18 protein-coding genes are annotated in these 19,336 nt (G+C 65.4%); 14 read left to right on the plus strand and 4 right to left on the minus strand.

Features of this window, described 5'->3' with window-relative positions:
• The first annotated feature begins 42 nt into the window (after positions 1–42).
• Entirely contained in the window at positions 43–768 is a 726-nt protein-coding gene (locus tag ACVMDN_RS27910) for an alpha/beta hydrolase (RefSeq protein ID WP_076830681.1), read from the plus strand.
• Between the two features lie 197 nt (positions 769–965).
• On the opposite strand, the gene ACVMDN_RS27915 is transcribed toward ACVMDN_RS27910, so the two are convergent.
• Complete coding sequence (locus tag ACVMDN_RS27915) at positions 966–2,459, minus strand: flavin-containing monooxygenase (RefSeq protein ID WP_076830680.1); 1,494 nt, start codon at positions 2,457–2,459, stop codon at positions 966–968.
• 224 nt (positions 2,460–2,683) lie between these two features.
• Between ACVMDN_RS27915 and ACVMDN_RS27920 the strand changes: the two genes are divergently transcribed.
• A protein-coding gene (locus ACVMDN_RS27920; protein ID WP_141343507.1) for an IS630 family transposase occupies positions 2,684–3,626 on the plus strand; the annotation gives its coding sequence in 2 pieces (ribosomal slippage) (positions 2,684–3,022 and positions 3,024–3,626; 942 coding nt in all).
• Positions 3,627–3,648: 22 nt separating this feature from the next.
• Here ACVMDN_RS27920 and ACVMDN_RS27925 read toward each other — a convergent pair.
• Positions 3,649–4,098, minus strand: a complete 450-nt coding sequence (locus ACVMDN_RS27925) for a cupin domain-containing protein (RefSeq protein WP_057019245.1) — start codon at positions 4,096–4,098, stop codon at positions 3,649–3,651.
• A 263-nt stretch (positions 4,099–4,361) separates the two neighbouring features.
• Between ACVMDN_RS27925 and ACVMDN_RS27930 the strand changes: the two genes are divergently transcribed.
• The 4 genes from ACVMDN_RS27930 (at position 4,362) to ACVMDN_RS27945 (ending at position 7,332) form a co-directional block, all read left to right on the plus strand.
• Complete coding sequence (locus ACVMDN_RS27930) at positions 4,362–5,390, plus strand: AraC family transcriptional regulator (RefSeq protein ID WP_076830671.1); 1,029 nt, start codon at positions 4,362–4,364, stop codon at positions 5,388–5,390.
• Between the two features lie 97 nt (positions 5,391–5,487).
• Positions 5,488–6,354 carry a S1C family serine protease gene (locus tag ACVMDN_RS27935; RefSeq protein WP_076830668.1) on the plus strand — a complete coding sequence of 289 codons (867 nt, stop codon included), beginning with the start codon at positions 5,488–5,490 and terminating at the stop codon, positions 6,352–6,354.
• The gene (locus tag ACVMDN_RS27940; RefSeq protein WP_057019243.1) at positions 6,351–6,722 is read left to right on the plus strand and encodes a response regulator transcription factor; all 372 of its coding nucleotides are present in this window, start codon (positions 6,351–6,353) and stop codon (positions 6,720–6,722) included. The genes ACVMDN_RS27935 and ACVMDN_RS27940 overlap by 4 nt, the downstream gene beginning before the upstream one ends.
• A gap of 397 nt (positions 6,723–7,119) precedes the next feature.
• A complete protein-coding gene (locus ACVMDN_RS27945) occupies positions 7,120–7,332 on the plus strand; it encodes a hypothetical protein (RefSeq protein WP_057019242.1) in 213 nt (70 codons plus the stop codon).
• Positions 7,333–7,471: 139 nt separating this feature from the next.
• Here ACVMDN_RS27945 and ACVMDN_RS27950 read toward each other — a convergent pair whose 3' ends face one another.
• Positions 7,472–7,822 carry a hypothetical protein gene (locus ACVMDN_RS27950; RefSeq protein WP_057019241.1) on the minus strand — a complete coding sequence of 117 codons (351 nt, stop codon included), beginning with the start codon at positions 7,820–7,822 and terminating at the stop codon, positions 7,472–7,474.
• A 331-nt stretch (positions 7,823–8,153) separates the two neighbouring features.
• Here ACVMDN_RS27950 and ACVMDN_RS27955 point away from each other — a divergent pair, with 331 nt between their 5' ends.
• The 7 genes from ACVMDN_RS27955 (at position 8,154) to ACVMDN_RS27985 (ending at position 17,162) form a co-directional block, all read left to right on the plus strand.
• A complete protein-coding gene (locus ACVMDN_RS27955; protein ID WP_141340048.1) occupies positions 8,154–9,263 on the plus strand; it encodes a mandelate racemase/muconate lactonizing enzyme family protein in 1,110 nt (369 codons plus the stop codon).
• Positions 9,264–9,482: 219 nt separating this feature from the next.
• Positions 9,483–10,901: a M20 family metallopeptidase gene (locus tag ACVMDN_RS27960; RefSeq protein ID WP_141340047.1), complete on the plus strand. Its 1,419-nt coding sequence runs from the start codon at positions 9,483–9,485 to the stop codon at positions 10,899–10,901.
• Between the two features lie 407 nt (positions 10,902–11,308).
• The gene (locus ACVMDN_RS27965) at positions 11,309–13,099 is read left to right on the plus strand and encodes a peptide ABC transporter substrate-binding protein (RefSeq protein ID WP_057019238.1); all 1,791 of its coding nucleotides are present in this window, start codon (positions 11,309–11,311) and stop codon (positions 13,097–13,099) included.
• 281 nt (positions 13,100–13,380) lie between these two features.
• Positions 13,381–14,337: an ABC transporter permease gene (locus ACVMDN_RS27970; protein WP_076830660.1), complete on the plus strand. Its 957-nt coding sequence runs from the start codon at positions 13,381–13,383 to the stop codon at positions 14,335–14,337.
• Positions 14,303–15,220 (plus strand): ABC transporter permease, encoded by a 918-nt coding sequence (locus tag ACVMDN_RS27975; protein WP_028334911.1) that lies wholly within the window; start codon positions 14,303–14,305, stop codon positions 15,218–15,220. Before ACVMDN_RS27970 ends, ACVMDN_RS27975 begins: the two co-directional genes overlap by 35 nt.
• Positions 15,217–16,197, plus strand: a complete 981-nt coding sequence (locus ACVMDN_RS27980) for an ABC transporter ATP-binding protein (RefSeq protein ID WP_141340051.1) — start codon at positions 15,217–15,219, stop codon at positions 16,195–16,197. The genes ACVMDN_RS27975 and ACVMDN_RS27980 overlap by 4 nt, the downstream gene beginning before the upstream one ends.
• Positions 16,194–17,162, plus strand: a complete 969-nt coding sequence (locus tag ACVMDN_RS27985; RefSeq protein WP_076830657.1) for an ABC transporter ATP-binding protein — start codon at positions 16,194–16,196, stop codon at positions 17,160–17,162. Before ACVMDN_RS27980 ends, ACVMDN_RS27985 begins: the two co-directional genes overlap by 4 nt.
• Positions 17,163–17,349: 187 nt before the next feature.
• Here the strand turns inward: ACVMDN_RS27985 and ACVMDN_RS27990 are convergent, their stop codons facing one another.
• Entirely contained in the window at positions 17,350–18,312 is a 963-nt protein-coding gene (locus ACVMDN_RS27990) for a LysR family transcriptional regulator (RefSeq protein ID WP_076830654.1), read from the minus strand.
• Positions 18,313–18,412: 100 nt separating this feature from the next.
• Here ACVMDN_RS27990 and bla point away from each other — a divergent pair, with 100 nt between their 5' ends.
• Positions 18,413–19,312 carry a class A beta-lactamase gene (bla, locus tag ACVMDN_RS27995; RefSeq protein WP_076830651.1) on the plus strand — a complete coding sequence of 300 codons (900 nt, stop codon included), beginning with the start codon at positions 18,413–18,415 and terminating at the stop codon, positions 19,310–19,312.
• Positions 19,313–19,336: the final 24 nt, after the last annotated feature.

Genomic DNA, 19,336 nt, shown 5'->3' on the forward strand with positions numbered 1-19,336 from the left:
CCGGGCCGTCCGGACGCGGCAATCCAGACAGGGAGGTACAACATGTCGACCTATGTTCTCGTCCATGGCGCCTGGCATACCGGCGCCGAGTTTGAGCCGGTTGCGGCCGCCATCCGCAAGGCCGGCCATGCCGTCCACACCCCGACCATCAGGGGCAACCGTCCCGGCGACCGGAAGGACTCCGGCCTCGCCGAGGCGATCCAGTCGATCGTGGATTATCTCGCCGAGCATGACCTCAAGGACATCGTCCTGGTCGGCCACAGCTATGGCGGCATGGTCATCACCGGCGTTGCCGACGCCGCCGCTAACCGCATCCGCCGCCTCGTCTACTGGAACGCCTTTGTCCCGAACAATGGCGAATGCCTCAACGACATGGTGCCGCCGCACTATCGCGGCCTGTTCGACGCCATTCATGCCGAGCGGGGCGACGGCTCGGTGGTGCTGCCGTTCCCGATCTGGCGCGAGGCCTTCATCAACGACGCCGATCTCGAGACGGCGCAGCGCGCCTATGACAAGCTCAACCCGCACCCGTTGAAGACCTTCCAGGACAAGATCGCGCTGCGCAGCAATCCCGCCGAGATGCCAATCGCGAAATCCTACGTGAATTGCACGGAGGACACCGCGATGCCGCACAGCCTGCCCTGGCATCCGCGATTGTCGGAGAAGCTCGGGCTGTTCCGCCTGGTCCAGGTGCCGGGCAGCCACGAGCTGTGCTTCTCCAACCCCGAGCGGCTGGCGCAGGCCTTCCTCGACGCCGGCCGCGATTAGCGGCCTCCGTTTCACCTCGCCCCGCGTGCGGGGAGAGGTCGGAACGCATCATTAGATGCGTTCCGGGTGAGGGGGAGTCTCCACAAACGCAGCCATCACCGCAGATGCGGGGACGGCCCCTCACCCCAACCCTCTCCCCGTAAGAACGGGGAGAGGGAGCGCAGCGCCCTTGCTGCTCGCCCCCATCCCGTGATGCTCTACGCCACCGCTCTGTATGCTGGCGCAGTCGCGAGGAAGCGGGCATAGGCGTCGGCGTCCGGCGGCGTGAACTTTTCGACGAGCGGGTTGCGGCGCGACGCCTTGGTGCCGATGTCCGCCAGCAGCTCGTCGAAATGCTTGAAGTGGTACGGCGCGACGCACAATCCGCCATAGACGCCCGCTGCCGGACGCTCAACGCGCTTGAAGTTCAGCATCATCGCGATGTTGTCGTGCATCTCGGCCGCGCTCGGCTGCCGCGCCAGCTGGCCGTCGGCGTAGCGCACCAGCCAGTTCGCAGCGAGATCGGCGCACAGCACGGTGCAGAAGCTCGAATTGAAGCCGACGAAGCCCATGTCGGGCAGATCGGGATTGGCGATCAGCCGGTAGAGCCGGTACTGCCCGTCGGGCTCGACCAGCTTGCTCTGATACTCCTCGGGCAGGAACGGCACGCCGAGCTTGTAGCCGATCGCGAGCACCGCGACGTCGGCCGCGACGCGCTGGCCGCCGCTCATCACGATGGTCTTGCCGTCGTAATGGTCGAAGGTACCGCGCACCGCCTTGATCCGGCCGTCGGCGACCATCGGATAGAAGCCGGGGGTTGCGATCGGCACCGAGCAGTTGACGCCGTCCTCGATCCGCTCCTTCGGCACCATGCCGCATTGCTTCAGCTTGAGCTGCATCTTCAGCATGCTCTCGAGCCCGCGCCAGTTCGCCCACACGAACGGCTTTGCCACGACATGCGCGAGGCGCGCCATCGGCCCGATGCCCCAGCTGGCAAACATCTCCTCCTGGGCGCGGATGTAGAGGATGCGCTTGAAGTTGACGAGGCCGCCGACGAAATAGGGAATCCGCCAGACCGGCTCGCGAAACACGATGGTGACTTCGCTGGCGCCGGAATTGACCGCATTCACCGCGATGTCGGTCGCCGATTTGGAGCCGCCGAGCACCACCACCTTGCGGCCCTTGGCAAGCGTTGGATCGCCGTATTGCGATGAATGCAGGATCTGCCCGCCCTGCGCCTTGAAGCCGTCCTCGCCGGCCAGCGGCAGGGCCTGCGGCTCGTTGAATTGCCCGGTGCAGACCGCGACGAAGTCGAAATCCTCGTGGCCGGTGGCGCCGTCGGTCGAGCGCAGCGCCAGCGTCCAGCCCGGCCTGCCGTCAGTGCGACGCGTCATGGTCTCGACCTTGGTGTCGAACCGCATCGCGCCGTCGAGCCCGTGGCTGCGGGCATAGTCGCGCAAGTAGGCATGAACCTGCGGACCCTTCGGCCATTCCGGATAGGACTCCGGCATCGCCTTGTCGGTGTAGCGATAGAGCTCCTTCGGGCTCTGGGTCTGCACGTCGGGATAGGAGCGCGCCGGCTCCCAAACGCCGCCGAGATCGCCGCTGCGCTCGATGATGGTCACCTTGTGGCCGCGACCGGCAAAGGCCTTGCCGGCGGCGAGCCCGGAAATGCCGGCGCCGATGACGCACACATGCTTCTGCTTGACCATGAAACCGCTCCGAATTGAATGAACAGGTCCAATTTCGTTAAGCGCACGCGTCCCCGTCATCGCCTGAGTCCAGCTCCGGCGATTGCCGCCTCGTGTGCGTATTGTCTGTTTGACCGCCGGGCTAGAGCGGTTTCCAGTTGAGGTGAATCGGAACAGTCAAAGGGGATTCCCACGGGCACGCAAATCAGATTCGGTGTTGCCCGCGACAACATGCGGGGCATGCGATGGCGAAGGGATACTCCAAGGACCTCAGGGTGCGTGCGGTTGAGCTTGTTGAGTCCGGCGAAAGCGCACGTGAGGCTGCGCGCATTCTCAATCTCGGCGCTTCGACTACGATCCGATGGATGGATCGTTGGAGGAAGACCGGAAACGTTGAGGCCAAGCCCGGCACCGGGCACAGCCGCTCGCCGTTGGAGCAGCACAAGCAGTGGCTGATCGAGCTGATCGCCGCGGAGCCGGACCTGACGCTCGAGGAGATCCGCGCGCGTCTGCGCTCTCAGAGAAAGCAAAAGGCCGGCATCGGTTCGATCTGGCGTTTCTTCGACCGTCACAGCATCACCTTCAAAAAAAACACTGCACGCCGCCGAGCAGGATCGACCTGACGTCGCTGCCGAGCGTGCCGCGCTGAAAGCCGAGCAGCCCAAGCTGCGTGCACCGCGCCTCATCTTTATCGACGAGACTGCGGTCACGACGAAGATGGTCCGGCACTATGGGCGCTCTCCTCGCGGTGAGCGCCTCGTCTCTGGCGTGCCCCATGGTCACTGGAAGACGCTGACGCTTGTCGCCGCGCTGCGCATCGATGGCCTCACGGCGCCCTATGTCATCGACGGTGCAATGGATGGGCCCTCGTTCCTGGCTTATGTCGAGCAAGTCCTGGCGCCGACCTTGCGCAAGGGCGACATCGTCTTCATGGACAACTTGCGCACTCACAAGATCGCCGGTGTCCGCGAGGCGATCGAGGCTGTCGGCGCCCGCGTGCGTTATCTGCCGGCCTACTCGCCCGACCTCAATCCGATCGAACAGGCCTTCTCCCGGTTGAAAGCTGCGCTGCGCAAAGGCGCCACCCGCACGGTCCAAGCCCTGCTCAAACTCATCGGCAAACTCGTCAAGTCGTTTGCGCCGCAGATGTGTGCCAACTACTTTAGGCATGCTGGATACACCAGATGATCCACATCATGTGGAAAATGCTCTAGTCGTTGGCTTCCGGCGGCAGGAAGTCCACCTCGTGCTCGGCGGAGATACGCACCACCTCGGCGGGGTCCTGCAGATTGTGCAGCTTCTCGAACAGCGCCTCGAGCTTCTGCATCGGCGACACCCAGAACAGCGCCCGCGCCGGCTTGTCCGACTTGTTGAAATAGCCGTGCGGGATGCCGCGCGGCATGCGCACGAGGTCGCCGGCCTTGGCCTGCACCCAGACGCCGTCGAGCTTGAGGTCGAGCACGCCTTCCTGCACCAGGATGAACTCGTCCTGGGTCGGGTGGATGTGCACCGGCACGAACTGGCCGGGATCGCTGTTGGTTTCGAACGCGAAGGTCGAGTCGGTGACCGCCTTCGGATAGTAGATTTGGCCCAGGATATTCCAGGTCTTGCCGCCGTAGCCGGTGCCGGTTCGGGTAATGCCTTTTTCGAGCGTGCCCATGTCAGCCTCTCCAGTTTTGATGCGCAGTGCCGGCACGGAGCCTGTCGCCGGCCGGTGAGGCTGTCTAGCCGATAAACGAATCCACACCCGGCACCTTCATGCTGCAATGCGGGAGCATTGCGCCGGCCAGCTGCTGCCCAATGCCGTCGCATCGTCCTGACCGCCGATCAGGCAGATTGCACGACGAAACGGCGTTCCCCTTTGCCGCGGGATGCTCTAGGCTGCCTGATGTTTTAGACCTCAAACAACTCCGGACGGCCGGCGTGACTGCTGTTGGCAACGAGGTTTCGGCAAGCGCAAATCCGGCAAGCGCAAGGCTCAAGGATTTCGCACGCGTCGCGACGGCGCGCGTCGACGACGCGGCGGAAGCGATCGGCCGCATCTTCTGTCCGCACGATCTGACGCCGGTCGATCATTCCGCGAGCGATTTCTCCGCGCATCACAATTGCGCCGACTTCGACGGCTTCTCCGTCAACTATGTCGCCTATGGCGGATCGGTCGCGATCAATCCCGGCTGCCTCGACCGCTTCTTCCTGCTGCAGATGCCGCTGTCCGGCTCGGCCGCGGTGCGGACCGCCGCGCGCGAGCTCACCACCGGACCACGGCACACGGCCTCGCTGCTGTCGCCGACCATTCCGACCGAGATGACCTGGCGCGGCGACTGCGCTCAGCTGATCTTGCTGCTCGACCGCAAGCTGGTCGAGCATCGCGCCGCGGCGCTTGGCGGCGTGGCGGTGAGGCCGGTCGAGTTCGATCCGGCCGTCGCGCTGAGCGGGCCACTCGGGCAGACGCTCTCGGCCAAGATCGAGCAGCTTGTCACGGCCGCCGAGCAGCTCGGGCCGCGCAAGGCTTTGTCGGCGGTCGCGGCGGCCGATTGGCGCGAGTCGTTTCTCAATGTGCTGCTCAACGAGCAGCGGCACAGCCTGAGTTCGGCGATCGATGTCTTCAACGGCCGCACCGAGGCCCAGCCGGCCGCCTTGAAACGCGTGCGCGCCTATCTGGAGAGCCGCGCGACCGAGCCGATGGACCTCGCCGAGCTCGCGGAGATCGCGGGCACCGGCATCCGCGCGCTGCAACTCGGCTTCCGCCGTCACTTCGGCACCACCGTGTCCGAGATGCTGCTCGACATCCGCCTCGCCCATCTCAACGCCCGCCTCAAGACGGCGCGGCCGGGCGAGCGCATCGTCGATATTGCATTCGACCTCGGCTTTACCCATCTGAGCCGGATGGCGAGCGCCTACCGCGCCAAGTTCGGCGAGAGCCCGAAGGCGACCCTGCAGCGGCTGAGCTGAGCGGCAGTTCCGGGCGGCCCGGCCACGCCCTGCCCATCCGGCCAGTATCGCCGTCAGCCGCGACATCCCAGATTGAGGGAAGCCAACGGAGTTTCCCATGACCGAACCGAATATCCTGTCATCGCTGTCATCCGCCCTTGCAGAGACCATTGCACGCGCTGCGCCCGCTATCGTCTCCGTGCATTCGCATCGCGCGCGCGCCTCCGGCTTTGTCTGGAAGGCGGGCTTGATCGTCACCGCCGACGAAGCGCTGGCCGACGAGGGCGAGATCGAAATCCAGTTCGCCGACGGCAGCCGCAGGCCAGCGACCGTCGTCGGACGCGACCACACCACCGACGTCGCGCTGCTGCACGTCGAAGGCGATGTCGCCCCCGTCAAGCTCTCGACCGAGAACCCCGCGCTGGGATCGCTCGCGGTGATCGTCGCCGCCGACCGCGGCGCGCCGACCGCGCGGCTCGGCATGGTCGCACTGTCCGGCCCGGCCTGGCGCAGCCTGCGCGGCGGCGAAATCGATGCACGGATCGAGCTCGACGTCCGGCTGCGGCACAGCCAGCAGGGTGGCCTCGCGCTGAACGCCGCGGGCGAGCCGTTCGGCATGGCCGTGCTCGGCCCGCGCCGCGTGCTGACGATCCCGGCGACGACCATCGAGCGGGTCGCAGGCCAGCTCGAGAAGAGCGGCCGCATCGCACGCGGATATCTTGGCGTCGGATTGCAGCCGGTCCGTCTCGACGACGGCCTCGGCGCGATGGTGATGAACGTCGACAAGGCCGGCCCCTCGGCCGCCGCCGGCATCCGGCAAGGCGACGTGATTATTGCCGTGAATGGCGAGAAGCTGTACGGCGTGCGCGCGCTGTCGCGCGGCCTCGGACCGCAGAGCGTCGGCACGGTGGTCGAGCTCACCGTGCATCGCGGCGGCGAGCCGCTGAACTTCAAGGTGACAGTCGGCGAGAGGCCCGAGACGTGAGCGGTGAGCCGGCCAACGACATCGTCATCGCGCTCGAGGTCGACGACGCCGTCCTCGCCGACCGGCTGGCGACCCTGCTCGGCAGCGTCGCCGGCCTGCGGCTCGCCGCGCCGGGCGAACAGGCCACGGCTGCGGTCGTCGCACGCAACCGCGAGGCCGCGGGCGGCGACTTCGAGCTGACGCCGCGCGAGCTCGACGTGCTGGCGCTGCTGGCGGAAGGCGCGTCCAACAAGATGATCGCACAGCGGCTCGGGATTTCCGTCCACACCGCCAAGTTTCATGTCGGCTCGCTGCTCGACAAGCTCGACGCCACCGGCCGCACCGACGCCGTCGCCCATGCCGCGCGGCGCGGGGTGATAAATTTGTGAGGGCTGGGATGACTGTTGTAGTGACGCTGAGCTGAGATTTCTCCACCCGTCGTTCCTGCGAAAGCAGGGACCCGTACGCTGCGGCGGATGTTGCAGGCAGGACTCGTCATTGTCGTCCTGGCGAAAGCCAGGACCATAACCACCGCATTTGACAGTGAACGAGATCGTGGCCCTAGCGTCGCGCAACATTGCGCACTTGGGGTAATGGGTCCTGGCCTTCGCCAGGACGACTGCGAATCTTCGTGCGCACTCGTCAGTTGCACGCAGCCACTGCACAGCGACCCCAAATCAGTGATTTGGAAAATTCCGCCCTGCGGACACCCGACTCAGTATTCGACCGGATACAGACGCCTTCACGATCTGGCTATGCAATCTTCAGCCAACAAGAAGAAACGGCATGAAGAAGCTGATCGGTCGTCATCGGGACATTCAATACACACTCACCAACATCGAACCCGACCTCTGGGCCTGGTCGTTCGACATCAACGGCAAGACCAGGCAAGGCACCACGCGCGCGCGGCTCGACCTGCTGGCGCGGCGGCGCGTCTGCACGCTGATCGATCGCGAATTGAAACGCGCGGAACGTACCAGGCCCAACGAGCCTGACTGATCGCTCTCCCCGGTGAGGGTCCATTGGACGGGCCGCGCCTATCAGAAATGAAAACTCCCGCAGCGCCGGCTGCGGGAGTTGTTGGCATCGGTGGCCGCGGGGAGGTCCAACCACCGATACCGACATTCGCTGACCCTGGTCAGGCTGTTTTGGCGAACATCGTCAGCACGCCATCGGCAATGTTGATAGCGACGACCTGCGACGAAGTCAGGCCCTTGGCCTTGAGCGCGGAGACCGCCTGCGGTGTCGCGTCAATCGACTTCCGAAGCGACTGGATGTCGTCTTCCTTGGTCTTTGCCATCGCATCCTCGATCTTCGATCGCATCTCGGGCTTGAGGTCCTTGATGTCGACGACCTGTATGCTCCGGATGACGGTGGACTGATCAGATGACTGCGGCGGCGCATTGGGTTGCGTGCCTTGCGCTTGCACCAAGGCGGGCGTTCCGAGGACGAGCGCGGCAACAGTGACGAATGCTGTGAGATTGCGCATGGTCGATTCCTTTTCGAGGTCAGCAAGCGATAAAACCTACGCGCGAAGTTTGGCTGACGTCTGATTTTTCCATGGCCATTCATTGGAGCCAATGCGACCGCAATGCGGGCGTCGAAGCCCGCTCAGCCGCAGCGTCGACGTCCAGCACGCGGCATCGCTCGTCGCCACGACACCCGCACGGTCCCAGTCCGTTATGACCGCCGATCTGCATGGCGGTCATATGCTTTGCATCTCCGAAGGCACGCCGATCGCTCAAGGCAGACATTCGCAGGCGCAAGGTTGCAGGCAGCCGGGGCTTTTGAGATCGTGTGTCACGCATTGCATTCGTCCCATGACAAGGAGTTCCGGCGTGGCCATCCTCAAGGACCTCAGCATCGGATTCTACAAGATCCCGCTCCCGGTGGTGCTGAGCGACAGCACGCATGGCGAGATCAAGGCGTTCGAGCTCGTCACGATCCGCGCCCGCGATGCCGACGGCGCGGAAGGCACCGGCTACACCTACACGGTCGGCCGCAATGGCGGCGCCATCGCCGATATCCTGGGCCGCGAAATCACCGAGATCGCGCGCGGGATGGAGGCCGACGACACCGAGCAGCTTTGGCACAAGGTGTGGTGGGCGCTGCATTATGGCGGCCGCGGCGGGCCGGCGGTGCTGGCGCTGTCCGCGCTCGACATCGCGTTGTGGGACCTCAAGGCGCGGCGGGCATCGCTGCCGCTGTGGCGGCTGCTCGGCGGCTTCGACCGTCGCGTGCCCTGCTATGCGGGCGGCATCGACCTCGATCTGCCGCTCGATGGCCTGCTCAAGCAGACCGACGACAATCTTGCCAAGGGCTTTCGCGCCATCAAGATGAAGGTCGGCCGGCCGAGCCTTGCGTCCGACGTGGCGCGCGTGAAGGCGATGCGCGGCCATCTCGGCGACGAGTTTCCGCTGATGGCCGACGCCAACATGAAATGGACCGTCGAAGAAGCGATCCGCGCCGCGCGCGCCCTGCAACCCTTCGACCTGACCTGGATCGAGGAGCCGACGATTCCGGACGACGTCGCGGGACACGCTCGCATCGTGCAGGCCGGCGGCGTGCCGATCGCGGCCGGCGAGAACCTGCGCAGCCTGTGGGAGTTCAAGCCGTATATCGCCGGCGGCGCGCTGTCCTATGCCGAGCCCGACGTCACCAATTGCGGCGGCGTGACCAGCTTCATGAAGATCGCCCGGCTCGCCGAGGCCTTCAATATTCCCGTCACCAGCCATGGCGCGCATGACATCACCGTGCATCTGCTGGCGGCGTGCCCGAACCGGTCGTATCTCGAGGCGCACGGCTTCGGCCTCGACCGCTATATCGAGCACCCGCTGGTTCTGGAGCAGGGCATGGCGATCGCGCCGGATCGCCCGGGGCACGGCATCGCCTTCGACTGGAAAGGCCTGGAGCGGCTCAGCGCCGCCTGACGCAGAAACATTTCTGCACACCAAGACGTGACATTCGGAAAAGCAGGTCTTCCGGCGCGCGCTAGGCGGCGTCGCGACAAGCTGCTAGCGTTTCGCGCTTCAGATTGCCCAAAGAGCGATGAGATCATCGCGCTTTGGCTCATTGTCTGAGCATGATCTTTTCGGAAAACCGCTTCACACTTTTCCGGATCATGCTCTAGCGTTAAGGGATCGGAGCAAATGGACAACCGTAGTGATGTTTGGCGCGGCGTCGACGCGATCAAGCCGCGTTTCATCGAATTGAGCGACCGGGTCTGGGCGATGCCCGAGGTCTGCTACACCGAGGCGCGCTCATCCGCCGAACATCTGGCCGAACTGCGCCATCAGGGTTTTCGCATCACCGAGAATGTCGCCGACATCCCGACCGCGGTGATGGGCGAATGGGGCGAAGGCGGCCCGGTGATCGCCTTCCTCGGCGAGTATGACGCCCTGCCCGGTCTCAGCCAGGAGGCCGGAATCGCCGAGCATCGCCCGGTCGAGAGCGGCGGCCACGGCCATGGCTGCGGACATAATCTGCTCGGCTCCTCCGCGCTGCTCGCCGCGACCGCGGTGAAGGACTGGCTTGCGGCCAACAAGGTGCCGGGCCGCGTGCGCTATTACGGATGTCCTGCCGAGGAAGGCGGCGCGGCAAAGGCCTTCATGGTGCGCTGTGGCGCGTTCGAGGACGCCGACATCGCCATCACCTGGCATCCGCACAGCTTCTGGGAGGTGGCGGTGACGCCGTCGCTCGCCAACACCCGCGCCGATTTCATCTTCACCGGGCGCACCTCGCATGCGGCAGCCTCGCCTCATCTTGGCCGCAGCGCGCTCGATGCGGTGGAATTGATGAATGTCGGCGTCAACTACATGCGCGAGCACATGCCGAGCGACGCGCGGGTGCACTACGCGCTGCTCGACACCGGTGGCATCGCGCCCAACGTGGTGCAGGCCCATGCCCGGGTGCGCTATTCGATCCGCGCCCGCGACCTGCCCGGCATGAACGAGCTGGTCGAGCGCGTGCACAAGATCGCGCAGGGCGCGGCGCTGATGACCGAGACCAAGGTGGAGATGAAGATCATCTCCGCGGTCTCCAACATCCTGCCCAACACGCCGCTGGAACAGACGCTGCACCGGATCATGGAAGAGCTCGGCCCGCCGCATTTCGACGATGCCGACAAGGATTTCGCCGGCAGGATCCGCGCAACCCTGACCGACAAGGACATCGCCTCGGTCTATTACGCGATCGGCATGGAGCCGACCGACCGGCCGCTCGCCGACTTCCTGGTGCCGATCGACGCCAAGCGCAATCCGCTGATCGGCTCGACCGACGTCGGCGACGTCAGCTGGGTGGTGCCGACCGTGCAGGTCCATGCACCGACGGTTGCAATCGGCACGCCGTTCCACACCTGGCAGGTTGTGGCGCAGGGCAAGACGCCGGCCGCGCACAAGGCGATGGTGCAGGCCGCCAAGGCGATGGCCGGCCTCGGCGTCAAGGCGCTGATGGAGCCGGAGCTGATCGCGGCCGCCAAGGCCGACCTCAAGAAGCGGACCACAAGAACGCCCTATGTCAGTCCGCTGCCGGCGAATGTTGCGCCGCCGTTGAACATGTCGATCGCCTGAGAGCAGCGTGTGCGGGCCGGACCTGTTCTTGGCAACGAGGTCCGGCTAGGGCCCGCTCCGATTGGACCGGAACGGGGCTCTGGATTTTTGTTTGACGCGCTTTCTTCACGCGAACCGGCAGCCAGTTCGCGCGAATACGCTGCTGCGTGGCAAAAAAGCATCTCGGAACAAAGGATAACGAACAAATTTTCCGCACTGCGAGGCGCGCAAGGGCGTGCTTTGGCGCCGATCTGCTGAACCGGTGTGCGGCAAGGGGAGGTTCTGCACAAGCGATAGCCAAAAGACCTAGGCGCTGAAGGGCGGGAGGCGTTGACCTTCGCGGTCATTCGGTGTGCCATCCTGCCGCCAACACGGCGGCCGGTTCCACGGCCAGCCGCAATAACCAATTGAGCCGGACCGAGGGGACAATGTTCGACAGGAATCTGCGTGGCATGATCGACGACGTGAAGGACGGGCGGATGGATCGCCGCGCCTTCGTCAAGCGAATGATTGCCGTCGGCCTCACCGCGCCGATGGCCAACCAGATCCTTGCGATCGGCGGCGTCGCGATGGCGCAGAGCCCGAATCCCTACAAGCCGACCAAGCGCGGCGGCGGCGGTCCGCTGAAGCTGTTGTGGTGGCAGGGCCCCACCCTGCTCAATCCGCACTTCGCCACCGGCACCAAGGACCAGGACGGCTCGCGGCTGTTCTACGAACCGCTGGCAAGCTGGGACGTCGACGGCCATCTCAACCCGATCCTCGCCGCCGAAATCCCCTCGATCCAGAACGGCGGGCTTTCCAAAGACGCCAAGTCGGTGGTCTGGAAACTCAAGCCCGGCGTCAAATGGCATGACGGCAAACCCTTCACCGCCGACGACGTCGTGTTCAACTGGGAATATGCCACCGACCCCGCGACCGCAGCCGTCTCGAGCGGGACCTATTCCGGCATGACCGTGGAGAAGGTCGACGACCTCACGGTCCGCATCAAGTTCAAGGATCCGACGCCGTTCTGGGCCAATGCGTTCGTCGGCGCCTATGGCTGCATCATCCCAAAACATCTCTTCGCGGAGTACAAGGGCAGCAAGTCGCGCGAGGCGCCGAACAATCTGAAGCCGGTCGGCACCAGCCCCTACAAGTTCGTCGAGTTCAAGCCGGGCGATCTGGTGCGCGGCGAAATTAATCCCGATTACCACATGCCGAACCGGCCCTATTTCGACACGATCGAAATGAAGGGCGGCGGCGATGCGGTGTCGGCGGCGCGCGCGGTGATCCAGACCGGCGAATATGATTTCGCCTGGAACATCCAGGTCGAGGACGAGGTGCTGCTGCGGCTGGAAAAGGGCGGCAAGGGCAAGACGCTCTATGCCGTCGGCGGCGACATCGAATTCATCGCCATCAACTTCACCGACCCGAACACCGAGGTCGACGGCGAACGCTCGTCGATCAAGACCAAGCATCCGATCCTGTCGGATCCGGCGGTGCGCAAGGCGCTGGCGCTGCTGGTCGACCGCGACTCCGTCAAGAAGGTGATCTACGGCCGCGCCGGCCGCGCCACCGCCAATTATCTCAACGGCCCCGAGGAGTTCGTTTCCAAGAACACCAGATGGGAGTTCTCGGTCGAGAAGGCGAGCGCGCTGCTCGAACAGGCCGGCTGGAAGGTCGGCTCCGACGGCATCCGCGAGAAGGACGGCAAGAAGCTGAAGCTGCTGTACCAGACCTCGATCAACGGCCCGCGGCAGAAGACCCAGGCGATCGTCAAGCAGGCCTGCCAGAAGGCCGGCATCGACGTCGAGCTGAAGTCGGTGGTGGCCTCGGTGTTCTTCTCCTCCGACGTCGCCAACCCCGACACCTATTCCAAGTTCTACGCCGACATCGAGATGTTCCAGATCCCGATGACACAACCCGACCCGGGCCTGCACATGCGCCGCTATCTGTCGCGCAATGTCGCGACCAAGGAGAACAAGTGGCAAGGGCAGAACTTCCCGCGCTGGGTCAACAAGGATTTCGACGCCGCGATCGAGGCGGCCGATACCGAGACCGATCCGATCAAGCGGGCCGAGCTCTACATCAAGTGCAACGATCTGATGTGGCAGGACACGGTGGTGATCCCGGTGATGCACCGCCTCGCGGTGGAAGCCTGCTCCAACACGGTGCGGCCCGCGCTCTCCGGCTGGGCCAACCAGACCGACAATCTGCAAGACTGGTATCGTGAAACCTGAGACACGGGGACAGGTTCGGAGTTTGAGTAGGTGCATCTTCTCCCTCTCCCCGTTCTTACGGGGTCGAGACGAGCGGGAGCTCGCTCTTGGAGGGTTGGGGTGAGGGGCTTTCGCAGCAAACACCGTGAAAGATGAGTTCGTGGAGACTCCCCCTCACCCGGAATTCAAGCCGTGCTTGAATTCCGACCTCTCCCCGCACGCGGGGCGAGGTGAAGCTCGCCTTTCGACTGGAAGCAAGATCAACGTGCTCAAGGTGCGAGCGTCAGTTAGATGATCTCTCGATGAGTCAATATATCCTGCGTCGCCTGATGATCGCGATCCCGAGCCTGCTCGGGATCTCGCTCGTGCTGTTCGTCGTGCTGGCGCTCGCGCCGGGCGATCCGTTCAGCGAGCTCGCGACCAATCCGAACGTGCCGCCCGAGGTACAGGCCGCGTTGCGCGCCAAGTTCGGCCTCGACGACCCAATCTATCTTCGCTACCTGCACTGGCTCGCGGCGATGGCGCAGGGCGACTGGGGCTTCTCCTTTGTCAGCCGGATCAATGTCGACACGCTGATCCTGCAGCGGCTGCCGACCACGCTCTACGTGATCGGCTCGGCGCAGCTGCTGGCGCTGTTGATCGCGATCCCGGTCGGCGTCTATGCCGCCACCCGGCCGTATTCGATCTTCGACCAGCTCGCCAACACCTTCGCCTTCATCGGCTTCTCGCTGCCGACCTTCTTCACCGGCATCCTGTTCATCCTGGTGCTCTCGGTGAAGCTGGACTGGCTGCCCTTCGTCTACACCGACGTGCCGGGCAGCGGCATTCCCTGGCTGCTGGAGATGATCCGGCAGGCGATCATGCCGGTGATGGTGCTCGGCCTGTTCCAGGCGGCGTCGATGACCCGCTTCGTGCGCTCGGCAATGCTCGACGTGATCCGGCTCGACTATGTCACCACCGCCCGCGCCAAGGGACTCGGACAGGCCAAGGTGATCGTCAAGCACGTGATGCGCAACGCGATGATCCCGGTCGTCACGCTCATTGCGCTGCAAATGCCTGCCGTGTTCGGCGGCGCCATCGTCACCGAGCAGATCTTCCGGATTCCCGGCATCGGCTCGCTGCTGATTTCCTCCATCCTCGCCAATGACACGCCGGTCGTGATGGCCGTGACCTTCGTCTTCGCGTGTCTCGTGGTGCTGTTCAACCTGATCGCAGATGTCCTCTATGGCTGGCTTGACCCTCGCATCTCCTTCCGCTGAGCGGCGCGGCTATTCGCCCTGGCGCGAAACCTGGCGGCGCTACCGCCGGCACCGGCCGGCCGTGGTCAGCGCCGTGCTGCTGCTGCTGCTGATCGCGGCCGTCGTGATCGGCCCGTTCGTCTGGCGCGTCTCGATCAGCGACATGGACGTCGTGGCTGGCCTGCAGGGCCCCTCGCTGGCGCACCCGTTCGGCACCGACGATCTCGGCCAGGACCTGCTCGCCCGCATGATCTATGGCGGGCGCATCTCGCTCGCGGTCGGTCTCGCCGCGATGCTGGTCTCGGTGTTCGTCGGCACGCTGATCGGCGCGCTCGCCGGCATGTCGCGCGGCGCGCTCGGCTACGCGCTGATGTGGCTGACCGACTTGTTCCTGTCGCTGCCGCAATTGCCGCTGCTGTTGATGCTGATCTATCTGTTCCGCGACGGGCTAAAGGCGATGTTCGGCCCGGAGGGCGGCATCTTCATCCTGATCGTGCTGGTGATCGGCGGCTTGCGCTGGATGCCGGTCGCGCGCCTGGTGCGCGCCCAGTTCCTGTCGCTGCGCGAGAAGGAATTCGTCGAGGCGGCGCGCGCGCTCGGCGCGAGTCCGGTGCGCCAGGTGGTGCGCCACATCCTGCCCAACGCGCTGGGACCCGTGATCATCGCCGGCACGATCGACGTCGCCGCCGCCATCATCGCCGAATCGACGCTGTCGTTCCTCGGCCTCGGCTTCCCGCCGGATACGCCGACCTGGGGCCGCATCCTCTATGACGCCAAGGACTTTCTCGACATCGGCCCGCATTGGGCGCTGTTTCCGGGCGGCGCGATCTTCATCGCGGTGGTCGCCATCAACTTCATCGGCGACGGGCTGCGCGACGCGCTCGACGCGCGCAAGGTGATCTGATGGCGCTGCTCGACATCAAGGGCCTGAAAACCCATTTCACCACCGACGACGGCATCCTGCAGGCGGTCGACGGCGTCGACATCAGCATCAACCGCGGCGAGACGCTGTGCGTGGTCGGCGAATCCGGCTGCGGCAAGACCGTCACCGCGATGTCGATCCTGAAGCTGATCGCCATGCCGCCGGGCAAGATCGTCGAAGGCGAGATCATCTTCGAGGGCCGCGACCTGGTGCCGCTGACCAGCCACCAGCTCGATGACATCAGGGCCAAGGAGATCGGCTTCATCTTCCAGGAGCCGATGACCTCGCTCAATCCGGTGCTGACCATCGGCGAGCAGATCGCCGAGAGCCTGCGCCGCCACGAGGCGGTGACCAAGAAGCAGGCGCTCGAGCGCACCATCGAGATGCTGAAGCTGGTGCAGATCCCCAACGCCGCGGGCCGCGTGCATCATTATCCGCACCAGTTCTCCGGCGGCATGCGCCAGCGCGTGATGATCGCGATGGCGCTGGCGTGCCGTCCCAAGCTCGTGATCGCGGACGAGCCGACCACCGCGCTCGACGTCACCATCCAGGCGCAGATCCTCGACTTGTTGCAGGACATGAAGGAACGCTTCGGCATGGCGGTGATGCTGATCACGCACGCGATGGGCGTCGTCGCCGAGACCGCGCAGCGCGTCGTCGTGATGTACGCCGGCAAGGTGGTGGAGGAGGCGCCGGTCGACGAACTGTTCGGCAATCCCGGCCATCCCTACACTCAGGGCCTGATCCGCTCGATCCCGCGCATCGATCTCGACGCCGCGCACAAGACGCGGCTGGAGGCGATCGGCGGCTCGGTGCCGATCCTGATCAATCCGCCGCCCGGCTGCCGCTTTGCCGCCCGCTGCAAATACGCCATGAGCATCTGCACCGAAAAGGAGCCGCGGCTGCGCGAGATCGCGCCCGGCCACCGCATGGCCTGCCACCTCGGAGACGCGTCATGACCGAGCCGCTGCTGCGCGTTTCCAATCTGAAGAAGCATTTTCCGGTGCTGGGCGGCCTGCTCTCGCGCGAGGTCGGCCAGGTCTATGCGGTCGACGGCGTGTCGTTCTCGGTCAACCGCGGCGAGACGCTCGGCCTCGTCGGCGAATCCGGCTGCGGCAAGTCGACCACCGGCCGCTGCGTGCTGCGCCTGATCGAGCCGACCTCGGGCGAGGTCGTGTTCGACGGCCGGAGCGTCACCGGCCTCGGCGGCGGCGACCTGCGCGCCATGCGGCGCAACATGCAGCTGGTGTTCCAGGACCCGTTCGCCTCGCTCAATCCGCGCATGACGGTCGGCGCGATCCTCGGCGAGCCCTTCATCATCCATAACCTCGTGAGCTCGGCCAGCGAGCGCGAGGACCGCGTCGCGAGCCTCCTGGTCAAGGTCGGGCTGAAGGCCGAGCACATGCGCCGCTACCCGCACGAATTCTCCGGCGGCCAGCGCCAGCGCATCGCGATCGCCCGCGCGCTGACGCTGGAGCCGAAGCTGATCGTGTGCGACGAGCCGGTCTCCGCGCTCGACGTCTCGATCCAGGCCCAGGTCATCAACCTGCTCGAGGATCTGCAGGCCGAGCTGAACCTCACCTATCTGTTCGTCGCCCACGATCTCTCGGTCGTGGAGCACATCTCCGACCGGGTCGCGGTGATGTATCTCGGCCGCATCGTCGAGCTCGCCAAGGCCAGCGATCTCTACTGCAACCCGCAGCACCCATACACTAAGGCACTGCTCTCGGCGGTGCCGGTGCCGGATCCCAAGGCGAAGCGCGACCGCATCCGCCTGAAGGGCGACGTGCCGAGCCCGATGAATCCGCCCAAGGGCTGCCACTTCCACACGAGATGTCCAATCGCCGAGGAGCGCTGCCGGCAGAGCGCGCCGGAGTTGCTGGAAGGCAGGAACGGGCATTCCGTGGCGTGCCATCTGGCGTAGGTCGCGCGCCAGATGCGATAGCCAGCCGGCGCGGGAGCGCACCGCCTAAAATATCGAAAACAACCCCATGCAAAGTAGCCGGCGGCTGCGGGCGTCCGACACGGCACTTGACATGTCGGGCAAATCAGCGGCATCATTCGATAATTCCGAAATAATGGCGACGATAGTTGAATCACGTCGTCAGACGTTAACGCCGCTTGGTCTTGGTCCGCGGCTTCGGTCCGGCCTTTGTCTTGATCTTCCGCCGCGGTGCAGGCGCGACGGCGTCCTCCACCTCATTCACCTCCGTCCGCAGCGTCTCGAGCAGCCAGTCGCGAAACGCGCGCATGCCCGGCGTCACCTCGCGCGACTTCAGCCAGGTCAGCCAATAGGATCCCGCCGGGACCTCGGCCGCGAACGGACGCTTGAGCCGGCCGGTCGCCAGCTCATTTTCGAACATCGCGATCGGCACCAGCCCGACGCCGACGCCGCGCGCGGCGGCCTCGGCCATCGCGACCGAACTGTCGAAGATCGGCCCCTGGATTTTCGGACACGGCGCGCCGGCGACCGCAAACCATAGCGGCCATTCCTCGGCGCGGTAGGACCGCAGCAGGAATTCCTGCGCGAGATCGGACGGCTTGCGCAGCCGGTCCGCCGCGTCGGGGCAGCACACCGGCGAGAGCGGTGCGGACAACAGATGGATCGCCTCGGTGCCGTGCCACGAGCCGTCGCCGAAGCGCAGCGCGAGATCGAGCCCGTCGCCTGCGATGTCGACGCGGTTGTTGTTGGTGAGCAGACGCAAATCGATATAGGGATGCGCGCGCTTGAAGCGGTCGACCCTTTGCAAGAGCCATCCGGTCGCGAACGTCGTGACGCAGCCGACGGTCACGACCTCGCGCGTGCCCTTGGCCTCGATGCGGTCGATCGCGGCGCCGATCCGGTCGAGCGCGTCTGACAGCACCGGCAGCAGCACCAGCCCCTCGTCGGTGAGCACCAGCCCGCGCGGCAGCCGGCGGAACAGGCTCGTGCCCAGGAGATCCTCGAGCTGCTTGACCTGATGGCTGATCGCAGTCTGCGTCACGCGCAGCTCCAGCCCGGCGCGGGTGAAGCTGAGCAGCCGCGCGGAGGCCTCGAAGGCGCGCAGCGCGTTCAGCGGGAGATGCCGGCGCACGGCGTCATGACCAAGTTTTCCTCATGTCTCGCTGTATAAATGATTGTTTGTGCGCCGTCACGCCGCCCGGCAGGTTCGCGCCGCCAACGGGAGATTCGACATGCTGACGAGACGGACATTTGGATTGCGCGCGCTGGGCCTTGCGGTGTCCTGCACTTTGCCGCGGCAAGGCGCAGCGGCAGGACCAGGCGAGCCGGCGCAGCGGCTGCAGCAGGAGTTTGCGCGCATCGAGCTGGCAACCAGCGGCCGGCTCGGCGTCGCCGCGCTCGACATGGAGACGGGATTGCGCGCGAGCCGGCGCGGCGACGAGCGGTTCCCGATGTGCAGCACCTTCAAGGCGTTGGCCTCGGCCGCGGTGCTGCACCGGATCGACCGCGGCGAATCCAGCCTCGATCAGCAAATCCGGTTCGAGGCCAAGGATATCTTGGCCAACTCGCCCGTCACCAAGGAGCACGTCGCCTCGGGCATGACGCTTGCCGAGCTTTGCGAGGCCGCCATCACAAGGAGCGACAACACTGCGGGCAACATGATCCTCCGCGAGATCGGCGGGCCAGCCGGCCTGACCGGCTTCTTCCGCACCATCGGCGACAATGTGAGCCGGCTCGATCGCTGGGAGCTGGCGCTGAACGAGGCGGTATCAGGCGATCCGCGCGACACCACGAGCCCGGTGGCGATGCTGAAGGACTTGCAGCGCGTCGTGCTCGGCGATGTCCTGTCCGCGGCCTCGCGCCAGAAACTGATCGATTGGATGGTCGCAAACAAAACCGGCGACGCAAGGCTGCGTGCCGGCGTGCCCCGCGACTGGCGGGTTGCCGACAAGACCGGCACCGGCGAGCGCGGGACCTACAACGACATCGGCGTGTTCTGGCCGCCCGGCCGCAAGCCGATCGTGGTGACGGCTTACCTGACCGGGGCAAGTGCTCCCATCGAGAAGTGCAACGAGGTGATCGCCAATGTCGCGCGCGCCGTCGCCAATGCGAGCACCGGGCAGACCGGCTAAACCGGCGACGCCGCGACCGGCGGC

Source organism: Bradyrhizobium sp. USDA 4510 (assembly GCF_054059095.1).